Origin of the sequence: Micromonospora sp. MW-13, assembly GCF_003434305.1 — a bacterium.
Classification (GTDB): Bacteria; Actinomycetota; Actinomycetes; order Mycobacteriales; family Micromonosporaceae; genus Micromonospora.
Window position 1 is genome coordinate 14,625 of record NZ_QKKX01000097.1, and the last position, 17,118, is coordinate 31,742.

General features: G+C 74.9%; 16 protein-coding genes and 1 pseudogene. 11 read left to right on the forward strand and 6 right to left on the reverse strand.

The genetic code is table 11. The features are described from left to right. Positions 1–161 precede the first annotated feature (161 nt). The 3 genes from C5N14_RS30935 (at position 162) to gltX (ending at position 4,280) form a co-directional block, all read left to right on the forward strand. Positions 162–1,520, forward strand: coding sequence for a GH1 family beta-glucosidase (locus C5N14_RS30935; protein WP_117673367.1), 1,359 nt, complete (start codon positions 162–164; stop codon positions 1,518–1,520). A 3-nt stretch (positions 1,521–1,523) separates the two neighbouring features. Further along, on the forward strand, positions 1,524–2,801 hold the full coding sequence (locus C5N14_RS30940) for an MFS transporter (protein WP_117673369.1): 1,278 nt from the start codon (positions 1,524–1,526) through the stop codon (positions 2,799–2,801). A 69-nt stretch (positions 2,802–2,870) separates the two neighbouring features. Beyond that, positions 2,871–4,280 carry a glutamate--tRNA ligase gene (gene gltX, locus C5N14_RS30945; RefSeq protein WP_117673371.1) on the forward strand — a complete coding sequence of 470 codons (1,410 nt, stop codon included), beginning with the start codon at positions 2,871–2,873 and terminating at the stop codon, positions 4,278–4,280. A 153-nt stretch (positions 4,281–4,433) separates the two neighbouring features. Here gltX and C5N14_RS30950 read toward each other — a convergent pair whose 3' ends face one another. Next, positions 4,434–5,045 carry a copper resistance CopC family protein gene (locus C5N14_RS30950; RefSeq protein ID WP_243640284.1) on the reverse strand — a complete coding sequence of 204 codons (612 nt, stop codon included), beginning with the start codon at positions 5,043–5,045 and terminating at the stop codon, positions 4,434–4,436. Between the two features lie 278 nt (positions 5,046–5,323). Here C5N14_RS30950 and C5N14_RS30955 point away from each other — a divergent pair, with 278 nt between their 5' ends. Next, positions 5,324–6,025 (forward strand): hypothetical protein, encoded by a 702-nt coding sequence (locus C5N14_RS30955; protein ID WP_117673380.1) that lies wholly within the window; start codon positions 5,324–5,326, stop codon positions 6,023–6,025. Between the two features lie 68 nt (positions 6,026–6,093). On the opposite strand, the gene C5N14_RS30960 is transcribed toward C5N14_RS30955, so the two are convergent. From C5N14_RS30960 to C5N14_RS30970, 3 genes are all read right to left on the reverse strand, one after another. Next, positions 6,094–7,020, reverse strand: a complete 927-nt coding sequence (locus C5N14_RS30960) for an NADP-dependent oxidoreductase (RefSeq protein WP_117673382.1) — start codon at positions 7,018–7,020, stop codon at positions 6,094–6,096. A 94-nt stretch (positions 7,021–7,114) separates the two neighbouring features. After that, positions 7,115–7,444 carry a hypothetical protein gene (locus C5N14_RS30965; protein WP_117673384.1) on the reverse strand — a complete coding sequence of 110 codons (330 nt, stop codon included), beginning with the start codon at positions 7,442–7,444 and terminating at the stop codon, positions 7,115–7,117. 103 nt (positions 7,445–7,547) lie between these two features. Next, complete coding sequence (locus C5N14_RS30970; protein WP_117673386.1) at positions 7,548–8,087, reverse strand: hypothetical protein; 540 nt, start codon at positions 8,085–8,087, stop codon at positions 7,548–7,550. A gap of 436 nt (positions 8,088–8,523) precedes the next feature. Between C5N14_RS30970 and C5N14_RS30975 the strand changes: the two genes are divergently transcribed. From C5N14_RS30975 to fabF, 7 genes are all read left to right on the forward strand, one after another. Continuing rightward, positions 8,524–9,708 (forward strand): sensor histidine kinase, encoded by a 1,185-nt coding sequence (locus C5N14_RS30975; RefSeq protein WP_117673402.1) that lies wholly within the window; start codon positions 8,524–8,526, stop codon positions 9,706–9,708. Between the two features lie 143 nt (positions 9,709–9,851). After that, a complete protein-coding gene (locus C5N14_RS30980) occupies positions 9,852–10,535 on the forward strand; it encodes a response regulator transcription factor (RefSeq protein WP_117673404.1) in 684 nt (227 codons plus the stop codon). Between the two features lie 126 nt (positions 10,536–10,661). Further along, entirely contained in the window at positions 10,662–11,897 is a 1,236-nt protein-coding gene (locus C5N14_RS30985; protein ID WP_117673388.1) for a CdaR family transcriptional regulator, read from the forward strand. A 101-nt stretch (positions 11,898–11,998) separates the two neighbouring features. Continuing rightward, positions 11,999–13,171: an acyltransferase domain-containing protein gene (locus tag C5N14_RS30990; protein WP_117673390.1), complete on the forward strand. Its 1,173-nt coding sequence runs from the start codon at positions 11,999–12,001 to the stop codon at positions 13,169–13,171. Beyond that, complete coding sequence (locus C5N14_RS30995; protein ID WP_117673392.1) at positions 13,168–14,112, forward strand: beta-ketoacyl-ACP synthase III; 945 nt, start codon at positions 13,168–13,170, stop codon at positions 14,110–14,112. The genes C5N14_RS30990 and C5N14_RS30995 overlap by 4 nt, the downstream gene beginning before the upstream one ends. Positions 14,113–14,195: 83 nt before the next feature. Then, on the forward strand, positions 14,196–14,435 hold the full coding sequence (locus C5N14_RS31000) for an acyl carrier protein (protein WP_117673394.1): 240 nt from the start codon (positions 14,196–14,198) through the stop codon (positions 14,433–14,435). Between the two features lie 2 nt (positions 14,436–14,437). Continuing rightward, complete coding sequence (fabF, locus tag C5N14_RS31005; RefSeq protein WP_117673396.1) at positions 14,438–15,664, forward strand: beta-ketoacyl-ACP synthase II; 1,227 nt, start codon at positions 14,438–14,440, stop codon at positions 15,662–15,664. A 207-nt stretch (positions 15,665–15,871) separates the two neighbouring features. On the opposite strand, the pseudogene C5N14_RS34375 reads toward fabF, so the two are convergent. Beyond that, positions 15,872–16,492, reverse strand: a pseudogene (locus tag C5N14_RS34375) (phosphotransferase); the annotation flags it as partial. 6 nt (positions 16,493–16,498) lie between these two features. Further along, a complete protein-coding gene (locus tag C5N14_RS31015) occupies positions 16,499–16,717 on the reverse strand; it encodes a hypothetical protein (protein ID WP_117673398.1) in 219 nt (72 codons plus the stop codon). Positions 16,718–17,118 lie beyond the last annotated feature (401 nt).

The window sequence follows — 17,118 nt, forward strand, 5'->3', positions numbered from 1 at the left end:
GAAAGGTCTTGCGCGCCGATCGCCGGCCGCCTATGGCGCGATCGACGGTCGGGGGCCTAGAGTCCGAACACGTTTCGCGTTTTGCGGGCGTTTCGCGGATCGCGCTGCCGCCCGTGTCGCGCCCGCGAACGCCGTCGGATCTCGCCTCGCCTGGAGGGCGCATGACCACCGAGCCGCTGCCCGAGTTCCCGACCGGATTCCGCTGGGGCGTCGCCACGTCCGCGTACCAGATCGAGGGTGCGACGACCGCCGCCGGGCGCGGGCCGTCCATCTGGGACACCTTCGCGCACACCCCGGGGCTGGTCGCCGACGGCAGCACCGCCGACGTCGCCTGCGACCACTGGCGCCGGCCCGGACAGGACGTCGCGCTGATGGCCGGGCTCGGCGTGTCGGCGTACCGGTTCTCGATCGCCTGGCCCCGGGTGCAGCCCGGTGGCGCCGGCCCGGCCAACGCCGCCGGCCTGGACTTCTACGACCGGCTCGTCGACGATCTGGCCGCCGCCGGCATCGACCCGGTCGCCACGCTGTACCACTGGGACCTGCCGCAGCCGCTGGAGGACGCGGGCGGCTGGCTGAACCGGGACACCGCCGCCCGGTTCGCGGAGTACGCCGACGTGGTGGCCGCCCGACTCGGCGACCGGGTGCGGCTGTGGATCACCCTCAACGAGCCGTTCGTGCAGATGAGCCTCGGCTACGGCACCGGCCAGCACGCCCCCGGCCGGACGCTGCTGTTCGACGCCTTCCCGGTGGCCCACCACCAGCTCCTCGGGCACGGGCTGGCCGTCGCCGCGCTGCGCGCCCGCAGCACGAGCCCGGTGGCCATCACCAACAACTACTCGCCGGTGCGGGTGGCCGGCGACACCGACGCCGACCGGGCCGCCGCCGACGCGTACGACGCGCTGCACAACCGGCTGTTCACCGATCCGCTGCTCGGCCTCGGCTACCCCGACGTCCCCGGCGCCGACACGGGGGCCGTCCGCGACGGCGACCTCGCCGTGGTCGCCGCCCCGATCGACGTGCTCGGCGTCAACTACTACAACCCGACCGGCGTACGGGCCCCCGACGGGGACTCGCCGCTGCCGTTCGAGCTGGTCGAGCTGGCCGGGTACCCGCGCACCGCGTTCGGCTGGCCGGTCGCGCCCGAGGGGCTGCGCGAGCTGCTCACCGGCCTGCGCCACCGGTACGGCGACCGGCTGCCGCCGATCCAGGTCACCGAGTGCGGCTGCGCGTACGACGACGTGCCGGACGTCGACGGCCGGGTCCACGACCCGGAGCGGATCGCCTACCTGGACGGGCACCTGCGCGCCGTGCGGGCGGCGATCGACGACGGGGTGGACGTGACCGGGTACTTCGTCTGGTCCCTGCTGGACAACTGGGAGTGGGCGGAGGGCTTCACCAAGCGGTTCGGCCTGGTGCACGTCGACTTCGCCACCGGCGCCCGCACGCCCAAGTCCTCGTACGCCTGGTTCCGCGGCGTCGTCACCCGGCCGGCGGGGCGCGCGCCCGGAGCCGGGGAGTAGGCCGTGACCACCGTCGATCCGACGTCGGCCGCGCTGCCGGCGGCGCTCGCCGAGCCGGTCGTGCCGGTCCGGCGGAGCTGGATCGCGCTGGTCTTCGCGGCGAACCTCGGGGTGTGGATGGCCTTCTTCACCCCCATCCAGGTGCTGCTGCCCCAGCAGATCGAGCGGATCGCGCCGGGCGACAAGGAGGCCATGTTCGCGTTGGTCACCGGCCTCGGCGCGCTCGCCGCGGTGCTGGCCAACCCGCTCGCCGGGGCGCTGTCGGACCGGACCTGTCTGCGGCTGGCCGGCCGGGAGCTGGGCCGCCGGCACGTCTGGACGGCGGGCGGCGCGGTGCTCGGGGCGCTCGCCCTGGTGCTGCTGGCCCGGCAGGACACCATCGCCGGGGTGGCGGTCGGCTGGGTGGCCGCCCAGGTCTGCTTCAACGCGATGCTGGCCAGCCTCACCGCCGGCATCCCGGACCGGGTGCCGGTGGCGCAGCGCGGCGGCGTCTCCGGCTGGGTGGGCATCCCACAGTCGCTCGGCCTGGTGCTCGGCGCGGTGCTGGTCACCGCCCTGGTGACCGGCAACGCCGCCGGCTACGCCGCGATCGCGCTGGCCGTGCTGCTGCTGTCGCTGCCGTTCGCGCTGCTCACCGCCGACGACCCGCTGCCCCGGGAGCATCGCCCGGCGCTGCGGCTGCGCACGCTGCTCGCCTCGATGTGGATCAACCCGCGCCGGCACCCCGACTTCGCCTGGGCCTGGATCACCCGGTTCCTGGTCCAGCTCGGCAACGCGCTGGGCACCCTGTACCTGCTGTACTTCCTCACCGACGGGGTGCGCCACCCCGACCCGGAGGGCGGCCTGCTGGTGCTGATCCTGCTCTACACCCTCGGGATGATCCTCACCGCCGTGGTCTCCGGCCGGCTGTCCGACCGCTCCGGCCGCCGGAAGGTCTTCGTGATCGCCTCGGGGCTGGTGATGGCGGTGGCCGCGACGCTGCTGGCCGTCGCGCCGGTCTGGTCGACGGCCGTGGTCGCCGCGCTGCTGCTCGGCGCGGGCTACGGCGTCTACCTGTCGGTCGACGCGGCGCTGATCACCGAGGTGCTGCCGGTGGCCACCGACCGGGCCAAGGACCTCGGGGTGATCAACATCGCCAACTCGGCGCCGCAGGTGCTCGGCCCGGCGCTGTCCGCCCCGATCGTCGTGCACCTGGGCGGCTACCCCACCCTGTACGCGGCGACCGCGGCGGTCACCCTGCTCGGCAGCGCCCTGGTGGTCAAGATCCGCTCGGTGGCCTGACCCGTCCGGGCGGGGCCGGCCCGGCCCCCTCGCGGGAAAGCGCTGGCCGGCGGCCGTAGGCTGGGGGACGTGACGGTACGTGTACGCTTCGCCCCCTCCCCGACCGGTATGTTCCACGTCGGCGGCGCCCGCTCCGCCCTACAGAACTGGATCTACGCCAGACAGCAGGGCGGGGTGTTCGTGCTCCGCATCGAGGACACCGACGCGGCCCGCAACAAGCCGGAGTGGACCGAGGGCATCCTCTCGGCGCTGGACTGGATCGGCATCGCCCGAGGCAGCTACGAGGGACCGCACTTCCAGTCGTCGTACGCGGGCGAGCACCGCGCCGCCGCCCAGCGGCTGTACGAGGGCGGCCGGGCGTACTACTGCGACTGCACCCGCGACGCCGTGCAGGCCCGCACCGGCTCCCAGTACCAGGGCTACGACGGCTTCTGCCGGGACCGGGGCCTGGAGCCGGGCGAGGGTCGGGCGCTGCGCTTCCGGACCCCCGATTCCGGCGAGACCGTGGTGGTCGACCTGATCCGGGGCGAGCCGACCTTCGAGAACAAGCTGATCGAGGACTTCGTCATCGCCCGGGGCGACGGCTCCGCGGTGTTCCTGCTGGCCAACGTCGTCGACGACATGACGATGGGGATCACCCACGTGATCCGGGCCGAGGAGCACCTGCCCAACACCCCGAAGCAGCAGCTCCTCTGGGACGCCCTCGGGGTCGCCCCGCCGGTCTGGGCGCACGTGCCCGTGGTGGTCAACGAGAAGCGGCAGAAGCTGTCCAAGCGGCGGGACAAGGTCGCCCTGGAGGCGTACCGGGACGAGGGCTACCTCCCCGATGCGATGCGCAACTACCTGATGCTGCTGGGCTGGGCGCCGTCCGGCGACCGGGAGATCGTGCCCTGGCCGGTGATCGAGAAGGAGTTCCGGCTGGAGGAGGTCAACCTCTCCCCCGCGTTCTTCGACGAGAAGAAGCTGCGCGCGTTCAACGGCGACTACATCCGGGCGCTGCCGGTGGACGAGTTCGTCGCGGCCTGCCAGCCGTGGCTGGCCGGCACCGACACGATCCCCCCGCCGCCGTGGCAGCCGGAGGAGTTCGACGCGGACGCGTTCGCCGCGGTCGCCCCCCTGGCCCAGACCCGGATCGCCGTGCTCAGCGAGATCGTGCCGAACGTCGACTTCCTCTTCCTGGCCTCGCCGCTGGTCGACGAGGCGGCCTGGGCCAAGGCGATGAAGGAGGGCGCGGCCGAGCTGCTGGACGCGGCGGTGGTCGCGTTCGAGGCGCTCCAGTCGTGGGACGCCGACGCGCTGAAGGCGACGCTGGAGGCGGTCGGCGCGGAGCGCGGCCTCAAGCTCGGCAAGGCGCAGGCGCCGGTCCGGGTCGCGGTCACCGGCCGCACCGTGGGCCTGCCGCTGTTCGAGTCGCTGGAGGTCCTCGGCCGCGAACGCACCCTCACCCGGCTGCGCGCCGCGCGTCTGCGCCTGCCCTGATCCTGGGCGGGCCGGCGAGATCCATCCGGCGTCGGTGACATCGCGGTGTTCCGTGGCTCGGAGACCGCGATGTCACTGACGCCGTGGCTCCTGCGGCGCGACCCGTTCGCCCCGGCGGCGCAGGCGATCAACGCCGCCAGCGGGACCGGGCGGTCAGGAACGCGTGGCGCGGCGGCGCACGACGAGGGCGACGCCCAGGGCGGCGAGCAGCACGACGCCGCCCAGCGCCCACAGCCACCCGGACGGGCCGTCGTCCGCCGTCTCGACGGCGGCCGGCGCGGCGCTGACGGGGTCGTCCGTGGCCGGGGCGGCCGAAGGGGTGGCGGGCGACGTGGCACCCGACGGCGACCCGTCGCCCGACGGCGACCCCTCGCCCGACGGCGTGCCGGCGGAGGACGGGGCGCCCGGCGACGGGGGCTGGGCCGCGGTGCCGGTGGTGAGGGTGAACCGCACCTCGCCCTTGATCGGGTGGCCGTCGGCCGAGGCGATCTGGTACCCGACGATGTAGAGGCCGGCGGCACCGGGCGCGAAGGGGACGCGCACCCGGCTGCCGGAGAAGGTCGGCTCGCCCCCGAGGGCGACCACGTTGTCCGGACCGGTCACTGTGATCTTCGTCGTACCCGGGTCCGGCTTCGCCAGGAAGCGGAGCTCGATCCGGGCCGGCGCGGTGGCCACCCGAGCCCCGTTCTCCGGGTTGCTGCCGGTCAGCGAATTGTGCGCCGAGGCCGGCGGCGTCGGGAGTGCCAGCGACACACCGAGCGCCACGCCGAGAACCACTACCCAGGTACGGGCCGCACGTGAGAGCCTGCCCCCCATGAACCCCTCCGGAAAGGTACTATCCGCCCGCTGATCAACGGCTGACAGGTTAGTCGGCCCGGGATCGCAGATAGTTCCAATTCCCGATCCAGTAGCTGCAACTGATCGATGTTCCGCACAGTCTTAGAGGTGGGCACCCGCCCTGGGGGCAGGGTCACCGCCGTCGACCGACCAGCGCGTGACCCGCAGTGAAGCCATCCAAATCGAAACGGGGCGAGGAGGCGGCGATGGTCCGACAGGTGAGGCGGCTGATCGCGTTGGCCGCGGGGGTGCTGCTGGCGGCGGTCCTCACGGGACCGGCCCACGCGGGCGGCCCGGTGCGGACCGCCGGTGCCGGGCCGGGGCTGGCCGGGCCGGGGCGTGCCGCTCCGAAGCCGCTGCCGGCCGGGGTGGACATCACCGGCGACCGGCTGGCGGAGCCGCTGCGGCTGCGGGCCGCCACCGATCCCGCCGCGGTGGTCGCGGTCATCGACCAGGTGAGCTGGCTGGGTCGCACCGGCGCGCCCTCCGGCCCGGCCGCGAAGGACCTCGGCCCGAAGTACACCGTCGTGGTGCTCTCCGGGGACGTCGCGACCCAGACGTACGACCTCTACCCGCTGGCCAAGGGCGGCCCGCGGGTGTACCGGCCGGCGAAGCAGCCGGACGTCTCCCGCAAGGCCAAGGCCGGCTGGTTCCTCGGCCGGCTGAGCATGTCGGAGACCCTGCGGACGGCCGGGGTGCCGCTGGAGCGGCAGTTCGACACGGTCGGCGGCGGCGGCGTCGGCGGCGGCGAGCGGGTGATCCCGGACGAGTCGCTGAACCCGGCCCGCGACTTCGACGAGGCCCTCGGCGAGTTGCAGCGGCTGCTGCTGCTCAACGTCGGGGTGATCCTGGTGATCACCCTCGGGCTGGCCGGGATCGCGCTGTTGATCCGCCGCCGCACCCGCTGAACCCAGCCCCGCTGAACCCAGCCCCGCCGAACCCCGGCTCGCCGAACCCGGCTCGGGCGGTCGACGGGTCAGAGCTCCAGGACCACCTTGCCCCGCACGTGTCCCTGCTCGACCAGGCGCTGCGCCTCGGCGGCCTGGTCCAGCGGGAACGTCCGTGCCACGTGGACGGTGAGCCGGCCGGCGTCGACCAGCCCGGCCAGGACGCTCAGGTCCGCCGTGGACGGCCTGACGAACAGGTAGCTGCCGCCGAGGCGGGTGACGTGTTCCGGGTCGGCGGTGGACACCAGCCGGGCGGGGCGGGTCAGCAGCTCGGCCGAGACGTCCAGCGCCGCCCCGCCGAACAGGTCGAGGGCCACGTCCACCCCGTCGGGCGCGACCGCGCGGACCCGGTCGAGCAACCCGTCGCCGTAGCTGACCGGCTCCGCGCCGAGCGACCGGACGAAGTCGTGGTTGGCCTCGCCGGCCGTGCCGATCACCCGGCTGGCGCCGAGCGCCCGGGCGAGCTGGACCGCGAGGTGCCCGACCCCGCCGGCCGCGCCGTGCACCAGCACGGTGTCCCCCGCCCCGGTGCGGGTGAGCTGGAGCGCCTGGTACGCGGCGAGCCCGGCCAGCGGCAACCCGGCCGCCTCCGCCCAGGACGCCCGGGCCGGCTTGTCCGTCACCGCCCGCTCCGGTGCCGGCACCAGCTCCGCGTACGTCCCGTGCTGGAGGTCGTCGCGGCGGACGTACCCGATCACCTCGTCACCCGCGGCGAACCCGGCCACCGCCGGGCCCACCGCGGCCACCACGCCGGCCGCGTCCCAGCCGGGCACCAGCGGGAAGTGGGCGGGGATGGCCTTGTCGAGGTGCCCCTCGCGGACCTTCCAGTCGACCGGGTTGACGCCGGCCGCGCGCACCCGCACCAGCACCGTGTCCGGCCCGACCGGCGGGTCGGGCAGCTCCCGCACGGCGAGCCGGTCGGCGGGGCCGTACGCGTCGATCGCGATCGCCTTCACCCTGCTCACGCTAGCCGCTGCCCGGTCGCGGCGGGGCCGACGCGGCCGGGAGCCCGGCCCGCGCCACGGTGGGCGGTGGGCCGTCAGGCCGCGGTCAGCACCACCGGCGCGGCGGGCGCTCCCGGCGGACCTCCCGGTGCCGGGGGCGGACCGGGCCGTGCCGGTGCGCGCCGGCCCAGCCGGGCAGGTCGCTGCGGCAGGCCGCCGCGCGGGCCAGCTCGTCGGCGGGCGGCTCGGGGGTGCGCTGGCGGGGCACCGGCGCGTCGTCCTCGGCCCGCTCCGGGGTCCGGCCGCAGGCCGGCTCGGCGGGATGGGTCGGGCCGGCGAGCCGGCGGTGGTGCTCGGCCGCCGGCTGGGGGTCGTGGTGGCCCGGCCGGCGGCTCTCCCCCTGGGCGCAGCCGTACTCGGCCTCCCCATGCGCCATCCCCGGTCTCCTCACGCTCGCCGTCGCGCGCGGCCGGTCGTGGCCCGCGTGCCCTGTCACCGTACTGGGGCAGGCCGACGCGTCGTGCGGCGCGTACCCCACCTCAGCGCCGGGGGCGACGCGGGAAGATCGTCTCCCAGACCGGGAAGGCGACCAGCCAGATCGCGATGGCGAGGGTGAGCTTCTGGATCCAGTTCCACAGCTCACGGGTGCGCTCGGCGTCGCCCACGTAGAGGATCGCGGCGCCGAGCAGCGCGCAGGCGACGGCCCAGCCCAGCAACCCCTTGCCCCACTCCCGCCACTCGTGCCGGGTACGCGCCCAGCCGTGTCGGGGCGGCCGGACCGGCGGCGGGCCACCGGCGAACCGGTGGGCGAAGCGCTGGTCGGCCCAGCGGACCATCGAGTGTCCGAAGGCCACCGAGAAGCCCAGGTAGGCGGCGGCCAGGCCGTGGGTGACGTCCGCGGTGGCACCGCGCCGCAGGTCCAGCGCCGTCGCCGCGAGCAGCACCAGGTCGACCAGGGGTACGCAGACCAGCAGCGCCGCGCCGAGGCGCGGTCTACGCAGCGGGTAGCGGGCCACCAGCCCCGCCGCGAGCACCACCCAGAACCCGATCTCGCACCCGATGATGACCGCGACCAGCATGCCGACCTCCCCGTCCGTCGGTGTCCAGCGTGCCGCCCGCCACGGGCCCCGGCCTCGGCGCGGACGGTGAGATCCGGGTCCGCCGAAGGATGGACCCGGCCACCCCGCCCGCCCGGCACCCGGCACCCGGCACCCGGCACCCATGATCGACACCGGGTGACCGACAACGGGGCGTCCGGGCGACGCGAACACCCCATGTCACTGATCCAGAGTCGATCATGGGCGGCCGGACACCCCCGACGAGGCGGCCGGACACCCCGACGAGGCGGCCGGACACCCCGACGAGGCGGCCGGGCACCCCGACGAGGCGGCCGGGCACCTGCGCCTGGCCACCGCCATGACCCCGGCGTACGGCTGAGCCGTACCTCCTTCGGCGGACCACGGCCTCGTGCCGTGGTTGGAGCCGGCGCGGCGGCGGGTGTGGTGGGATCGGGCCATGCGACCGCCACCCTGGCTCGGCTCCGGGACCCCGGGCCGGGACCTGGCGCTGGCCGGCGCCTCCCTCGCGGGCGGGCTGGCACTGCTCGGCCTCGGCGCGCACCTGGCGCTCGCCCCGCGCCCCGACGTGCCCACGGCGGCCTTCCTGCCGTCGCTGCTGGCCGTGTCGGTGGCGGTCGGCCTGCGCCGGGTGGCCACCCGCACCGGCCTGGCCCTCGGCACGGCGGCGCTGGTCGTCGACGTCGCCCTCGGCGCCAGCCTCGGCACCGCGCTGATCTACACCCAGGTGCTCTACGACTCCTGCGTGTACGGCCCGCCCCGGCTGTGGCGGTGGCTGTTGCGGATCACCGTGGCGCTCAGCCTGCTCACCGCCGTCGGCGGGACGCTGGTGTTCGGCCACTGGCGCGGGGTGGCGCTCGCCGTGCCGGTGGTGCTGGTCGGGGTCCTGCCGGTGCTGAGCGGGATCAGCGTGCGGCAGTACCGGGACCAGGCGGCGGCCGAGCGGGCCCGGGCCGAGCAGACCGCCCGGCTGGCCGAGGTGGACCGGCGGGAGGCGGTCCGTGCCGAGCGCTCCCGGATGGCCCGGGAGCTGCACGACGTGGTGGCCAACCACCTCAGCGCGGTGGCCATCCACGCCACCGCCGCACTGTCCGTGCCGGGGCTGGACCGGGCGCAGGTGACCTCGGCGCTGCGGGTGATCCGGGAGAACAGCGTGCAGGGCATGGCGGAGATGCGCCAGCTCATCGGGCTGCTGCGGGAGCCGACGCCGGGGGCGGCGGACCCGGCCGAGGAGGCGACCCGGGTCCGCCTCGACGAGTTGGACCGGCTGGTGGACCGGATGCGGGCCGCCGGGCTGGCGGTGCGGGCCGAGGTGACCGGCGGGCCACGCCCGCTGCCGGTGGGGGTGGACCTGGCGGCGTACCGGATCGTGCAGGAGTCGTTGACCAACGCGCTGAAGCACGGCGCGGGCGAGGCGGAGCTGATCGTGGCGTACCGGCCGGTGGAGGTGGTGGTGACCGTGGCGAACCCGGTCCGCACGGGCGGTGGGGGGCTGCCCGGGGCGGGCGCCGGCCTGATCGGGATGCGCGAGCGCGCGGTGCTGCTGGGCGGCGAGTTCGCCGCCGGCCCGACCGACGGGCGCTGGCGGGTACGGGCGGCGCTGCCCACCGGGAGGCCGGCGTGAGCGGCCCGGGGGCGGCCGTCCCCGACCGAGGCGGCGACGCCGTGGGCGGTCAGGACGCGGCCGTCCCCGACCGGCGGGACGACGGCGCGGGCGGCCCGGACGCGGGTGGCCCCGACCGGCGGGACGACGGCGCGGGTGGGCCGGTGCGGGTGGTCCTCGCCGACGACCAGGCGGCGGTGCGGGCCGGGCTGGCGCTGATCCTGGCCGGCACGCCGGGGATGGAGGTGGTCGGCGAGGCCGCCGACGGGGAGGCGGCGGTGCGGCTCTGCGCCGAGCTGCGCCCCGACGTCGCCGTGCTGGACGTGCGGATGCCCCGCCTGGACGGCATCTCCGCCACCCGGGAGATCGTCGCCGGCCGGCTCGCCGACGTGCTGGTGCTGACCACCTTCGACCTCGACGAGTACGTCTTCGGCGCGCTGCGGGCCGGGGCGGCCGGCTTCCTGCTCAAGGACACCGACGCGGACGCCCTGGTCGCCGCCGTCCGGACGGTGGCCCGGGGCGAGGGGGTGATCGCCCCGGCGGTGACCCGGCGGCTGATCAGCGCGTTCGCGGCCACCGCACCGGGGGCGTCGGCCGCCGCCCGGGAGGCGGTGGCCGGCCTGACCGCCCGGGAGCGGGACGTGCTGGCCTGCCTCGGGCTGGGCCTGTCCAACCAGCAGCTCGCCGACCGGCTGGCGATGGCGGAGAGCACCGCGAAGACCCACGTCAGCCGGATCCTGGCCAAGCTCGACCTGCGCAGCCGCGTCCAGGCCGCGATCCTGGCCCAGGAGCTGGCCCTGCCGGCCCCGCCCGCCGGGTCACCCGCCGGCCCCACCACGGCGGGATGAGCGCCCGGCCCCACCCGGCCCCACCACCGGCGGGATGAGCGCCCGGCCCCACCACCGGCGGGATGAGCGCCCGGCGCCACCGGTGGCCGTTGGCCGAGGACGCCCGCCTTCTGGAAGGCTGGGGGGGTGAGCGAGCCGGGCGGGATCGAGCTGTCGGCCACGCTGCGCCGGATCGAGCGGGCGGCGGGGGCGCTGGCCACCGCCAGCGTGGCCCGGATGGACGAGACGCTGCCCTGGTTCCGGGCGCTCCCGGCCGACCAGCGCTCCTGGGTGATGCTGGTGGCCCAGGCCGGCGCCCGGTCGCTGGTGCAGTGGCTGCGCGAGGGCGGCGGCACGGCCGACAGCACCCAGGAGGTCTCCGACGAGGTCTTCGCCACCGCGCCGCAGGCGCTGGCCCGCTCGATCAGCCTCCAGCAGACCGTGGCGCTGATCAAGGTGACCATCGAGGTGGTGGAGGAGCAGGTCGGCACCCTGGCCGCCGAGGGCGAGGAGCAGCAGCTCCGGGAGGCGGTGCTGCGGTTCTCCCGGGAGATCGCCTTCGCCTCCGCCCGGGCGTACGCGCGGGCCGCCGAGTCGCGCGGCTCCTGGGACGCCCGGTTGCAGGCCCTGCTGGTGGACGCGCTGCTGCGCGGGGACTCCCCGGACGTGCTGGCCAGCCGCGCCGCCGCGCTGGGCTGGTCGGACGCCCCGCCGGTGTCGGTGGCGGTGGGCCGCTCCCCCGGCGGCGAGGTGAACGCCGTGCTGCACACCGCGTACCGGCTGGCCCGGCGGATCGGGGTGGAGATGATCGGCGGGGTGCACGGCGACCGGCTGGTGATCGTGCTCGGCGGGGCGGCCGACCCGCTCGCCGCCGCCGGGAAGCTGCTGCCCGCGTTCGGCGACGGCCCGGTGGTGGTGGGCCCGGCGGTGCCGAGCCTGGACGAGGCGACGGACTCGGCCCGCGCCGCGCTGGCCGGGTTCCGGGCGGCCCCGGCCTGGCCGACCGCGCCGCGCCCGGTGCCGGCGGCCGACCTGCTGCCCGAGCGGGCCCTGGCCGGCGACGCCGAGGCCCGCCGCCGGCTGCGCCACGACGTGTACGCGCCGCTGGCCCGCGCCAGCGGCGAGCTGCTGGACACGCTGGACGCGTTCTTCGCCGCCGGCGGGACGCTGGAGAGCGCCGCCCGGGCGCTGTTCGTGCACCCGAACACGGTGCGCTACCGGCTGCGGCGGATCGCCGAGGTGACCGGGTTCTCGCCGCTGGTCCCCCGGGACGCGTTCGCCCTCCAGGTGGCCCTGACCGTGGGCCGGCTCGACCCGGTGGTTCCCGTTGTGACAAATCAGCCGATTGCCACCGCAGGCCGACAAAAGACCCCAGAGAGATGATCACCCTCACCGATCTTTGTAGGGTTCCTCCAAAGGTTCTAGTGTGGTTTGGTGTCGCTCGGTAGCACCGTGACTGGCGAGTATCCGGAAGAGTCATATCCGTGCTCGCCGTACTCTCACCCGGCCAGGGTTCTCAGAAACCCGGCTTCCTGACCCCCTGGCTCGGCCTGACCGGCGCCGAGGCACGGCTGCGCTGGTGGTCGGCGCTGGCCGGCGTCGACCTGGTCCACCTCGGCACGGCGGCCGACGCCGACGAGATCAAGGACACCGCCCGCACCCAGCCGCTGCTGGTCGCCGCGGCGCTGCTCGCGGCCGAGCACCTGCCGATGCACGACGTCACACTCACCGTCGGGCACAGCGTCGGCGAGCTGGGCGCGGCGGCGCTCGCCGGGGTCCTGCCCGCCGAGACCGCGATCACCCTCGCCGGGGTGCGCGGCCGGGAGATGGCCGCGGCCTGCGCGCTGGAGCCGACCGGCATGGTCGCGGTGCTGGGCGGGGACACCGACGAGGTGCTCGCCGCCCTCGACCGGCACGGGCTTGAGCCGGCCAACCGCAACGGCGCCGGGCAGATCGTCGCCGCCGGCGCGCTCGCCGCGCTCGACAAGCTCGCCGCCGAGCCGCCCGCGAAGGCCCGGGTGATCCGGCTGAAGGTGGCCGGCGCGTTCCACACCTCGTACATGGCCCCGGCCGAGGCCGCGCTGGGCGCGGTGGCCGCCGGGATCACCCCGGCCGACCCGGCCCGGATCCTGCTGTCCAACCTCGACGGCGCGGCGGTCACCCACGGCCGGGAGATGGTGCAGCGGCTGGTCCGCCAGGTCACCTCCCCGGTGCGCTGGGACCTGTGCATGCGCACCCTCGCCGACCTCGGCGTCACCGGGGTGATCGAGCTGCCGCCCGCCGGCACCCTCGCCGGCCTGGTCAAGCGGGAACTCAAGGAGTCGGGCCTGCCCGAGATCGTCACCCTGAACACGCCGGACGACCTCCCGGCCGCGCGGGACCTGATCGCCCGGCACGGGATGGCCCCGAGCCACGAGCCGACCATGCGGTTCCGGGTCGTGGTGGCCCGCTCGGCGGGCACCTTCGAGCCGGCCGAGGGGCTGGCCGAGGGCGAGTCGCTGCGTACCGGCCAGGTGATCGGGCACGTCGCCACCCGGCAGGGCCCGGTCGAGGTGACCGCGCACGACAGCGGCCCGCTCACCGAGTGGCTCGCCCACGACAACGACCCGGTCGCGCCGGGCCAACCGCTCGCCCGGATCGGGGGTCACCACTCATGACAGGCAGCCGGATTCTCGCGCTGGGGCACTACCAGCCGTCCCGGATCGTCACCAACGACGACATCGCCCAGTTCGTCGAGACCAACGACGAGTGGATCCGGGACCGGGTGGGCATCGCCAGCCGGCGGATCGCCGGCGACGAGACGGTGGCCGACATGGCGACGGCCGCCGCCGGCAAGGCCCTGGCAAACTCCGGGCTCACCGCCGCCGACATCGACCTCGTCGTGGTGGCCACCTGCACCTCGATCGACCGCAGCCCGAACGTGGCCTGCCGGGTCGCCGCGAAGCTCGGCATCACCGCGCCGGGCGCGTTCGACCTGAACACCGCGTGCTCGGGCTTCGCCTACGCGCTGGGCACCGTCGACCATGCGATCCGGGCCGGGGCGTCGCGGAACGCGATCGTCATCGGGGCGGAGAAGCTGTCCGACTTCACCGACTGGACCGACCGCTCCACCTGCATCATCTTCGCCGACGGCGCTGGCGCCGCGATGGTCACCGCCACGGCCGAGGGCGAGCCGGCCGGGGTGGGCCCGGTGGTCTGGGGCTCGGTCCCGGGGAAGGGCGACGCGGTACGCATCGAGGGCTGGCGGCCGTACGTCAAGCAGGAGGGCCAGGCGGTGTTCCGCTGGGCCACCACCGAACTGGCCCCGCTGGCGTTGCAGGCCTGCGAGCGGGCCGGGGTCGCCCCGTCGGAGCTGGCCGCGTTCGTGCCGCACCAGGCCAACACCCGGATCATCGACGGCATCGCCAAGCGGCTCGGTATCCCCAACGCGATCATCGCGAAGGACCTCGTCGAGTCGGGCAACACCTCGGCGGCGAGCGTCCCGCTGGCGCTGTCCAAGCTCGTCGAGCGCCGGGAGGTGCCCTCCGGCGCCCCGGTCCTGCTCTTCGGCTTCGGCGGCGGCCTGACCTACGCCGGTCAGGTCGTCCGCTGCCCCTGACGTCCGGCCCCCTTCGGGGCCGTTCGCACGCCGCCGGCACGCGCCGCGCGGCGAGTCCAACCATCGAAAGGAACGCACCAACCATGACCCGTGACGAGATCACCGCCGGCCTCGCCGAGATCCTCGAAGAGGTTGCCGGGGTGAACCCGGACGACGTGGCCGAGGGCAAGTCCTTCACCGACGACCTCGACGTCGACTCGCTCTCCATGGTGGAGGTCGTGGTCGCCGCCGAGGAGAAGTTCGGCGTCAAGATCCCCGACAACGAGGTGCAGAACCTGAAGACCGTGGGCGACGCCGTCAGCTTCATCGAGGCGCAGGCCTGATCATGGCTCGCTCCGACGTCGTCGTCACCGGGCTCGGCGCGACCACCCCGCTGGGCGGGGACGTCGCGTCGACCTGGGACGCCATGCTCGCCGGCCGCTCCGGGGTGGGTCCGCTCACCCAGGAGTGGGCCGCGCAACTCCCGGTCCGGATCGCCGCGCAGCTCGCTGTCGACCCGTCCGAGGTGCTGGACCGGGTCAAGCTGCGCCGGCTCGACCGCTCCGAGGCGATCGCGATCATCGCGGCCAGGCAGGCCTGGGCGGACGCGGGCCTGGCCGACTCCGGGTTGGACCCGGAGCGGCTGGCGGTCAGCGTCGGCTCCGGCATCGGCGGGGCCACCACCCTGCTCGCCCAGGACGACATCCTGGAGGCGTCCGGCCCTCGACGGGTGTCCCCGCACACCATCCCGATGCTGATGCCCAACGGTCCCGCCGCCTGGGTGGGGTTGGAGCTGGGCGCGAAGGCCGGGGTGCACACGGTGGCCAGCGCCTGCGCCACCGGCGCGGAGGCCATCTCGCTCGGCCTGGACATCATCCGCTCCGGCCGGGCCGACGTGGTGCTGGCCGGCGGCACCGAGGCGGTCATCCACCCGCTGCCGATCGCCGGGTTCGCCTCGATGCGGGCGATGTCCACCCGCAACGAGGAGCCCGAGCGGGCCTCCCGGCCGTGGGACACCGGACGGGACGGCTTCGTCCTCGGCGAGGGCGCGGGCGTGCTGGTCCTGGAGCGGGCCGAGCACGCCGCCGCCCGGGGCGCCCGGGTGTACGCGCGGCTGGCCGGCGCCGGGATCACCTCCGACGCGTACGACATCGTGCAGCCGCACGCGGAGGGCGAGGGCGCGATCCGGGCGATCGCGAAGGCGATCGCGGACGCCGGCATCGCGAAGAAGGACATCGTGCATGTCAACGCGCACGCCACGTCGACCCCGGTCGGCGACATGCTGGAGATCGGGGCGCTGCGCGCAGCGCTCGGTGACCACCCGGTGATCTCCGCCACCAAGTCGATGACCGGCCACCTGCTCGGTGCGGCCGGCGCGCTGGAGTCGATCGCCACCATCCTGGCCATCCGTGACGGTGTCGTCCCCCCGACGATCAACCTGGACGACCCGGACGACGGCCTCGACCTGGACGTGGCCGCGCACAAGGCGCGCCACCTGGAGATCCCCGCCGCGCTGAACAACGCGTTCGGCTTCGGCGGGCACAACGTGGCTCTCGTCTTCACCCGGCCCTGAGACTCCAGGCCCTGAAGGCGGATCTGTCCGGACGACGCGGCCGGCATCGAGGGCGGGCACGACGTGACCGCAACGATGCCGGCCCCGGCCTCCTGCCCGGCCCCGGCCAGGAGTGGAACGGCGTGGTCCGGTGCGGGGGTGCCAGCAATGGACTGGTGCCTTGGGTTCGTTCTCAGCCTGCTCTCCGCTGGCTTCCTCCCATCCGGCGAGGACCGGTTCGGCCGCTTGCTGACCGAATATCAGCACCGCATCCAGGCGCAGCGAACACAGGTCGATGCCGGGATGACCCACGCCGGCCATGTCCCAGTCGAGCAGGCCGCAGAGCCTGTCCCCGTTCCACATCATGTTTCCCTGCCAAAGGTCGCCATGCACGAGCCCCGTCCTGCCCTCTGGCACCGGCCGCCTCGCAACCAGGTCGTCTGCGGCTGCCCACAACGGTGTGGTGTGGTTGGTTCCCAGCCGCCGTTGTCTCGCGAAGTCGCTGGCCGGGATCGGGCGGGTGCGCAGAGGTAGCTCTCGTGACGGCTCGGCGGTGATGGCGTGCAGGGCTGCGGCCGTGACGCCCATGACACGCAGCCGTTCCGGGGTGGGCTCGATCGGGATCGCGCTGCGCCCGCGCACGACGGTCTCCAGCACCGCCCGTGTGCCGGCAGAACTGCCGGTGGCATCGAACCCGAGAATCCGCGGTGCCGGGATGCCCCGTTCGTCGGCCAATCGCAGCGCGGCGATCTCGGTGGCGAAGCCGCCGTCGTCGTCGGGCCGCGCAGTCTTCAGCCGAGTGGCGGGCGGAACCTGCTGCCTGAGGGCGGACGTTACCGGCCGGACGATCGCTGGTCAGGCGCGGTTGCGGGGGTGCTGCCGTGCGGCGCGTTCGTTGCCCCGGCGATAGTTGCCGGTCCACCGGGCCATCACCAGTTGCGGGTCGTCGTCGACCTCGGCGAGGAACTCCGCCGCCCGGCCGCCCCGCAGCGTCCCGGCCACCCTCCCGCGGTGCGTGATCACCACCGACCCGTCCGCCCGCTGGGCGTACGCGAAGCCCCGTGACTCTCCCATGCCCGGGCCGAAATCGTCCAGGATCTGTCGCTGCGGGGGCGGGGGGCGGCCAGCAGCTAGTGCCCCGTCATGCAGCCTTGAAAAGGGTAGTCCGGGTGCCGGATCTTGGATTCGGTGGCGAATCCGGTGGTCAGTTCCATGACGTGGCCGACCTCGACGAGAACAGCGCCACGATCGCCCGCCGCAGCGCTTTACCGGATCCTTCTACTCACCGGCCACCGCCCCCCACAGCCTCATCCGTGGGAAGACAGCCTGCCCGACACGTCCTCGACACCCACGGCGGTGGCGAAATTCGGGCGGGAGCGCTTCGGTCACGGAGTCTGGGAATTCCTGGCGCGGGCGCCGCTGCATACCAGGTGTGCCTTCCGGTGCCTATGGAGCTGAGTCGAATACGACATCAG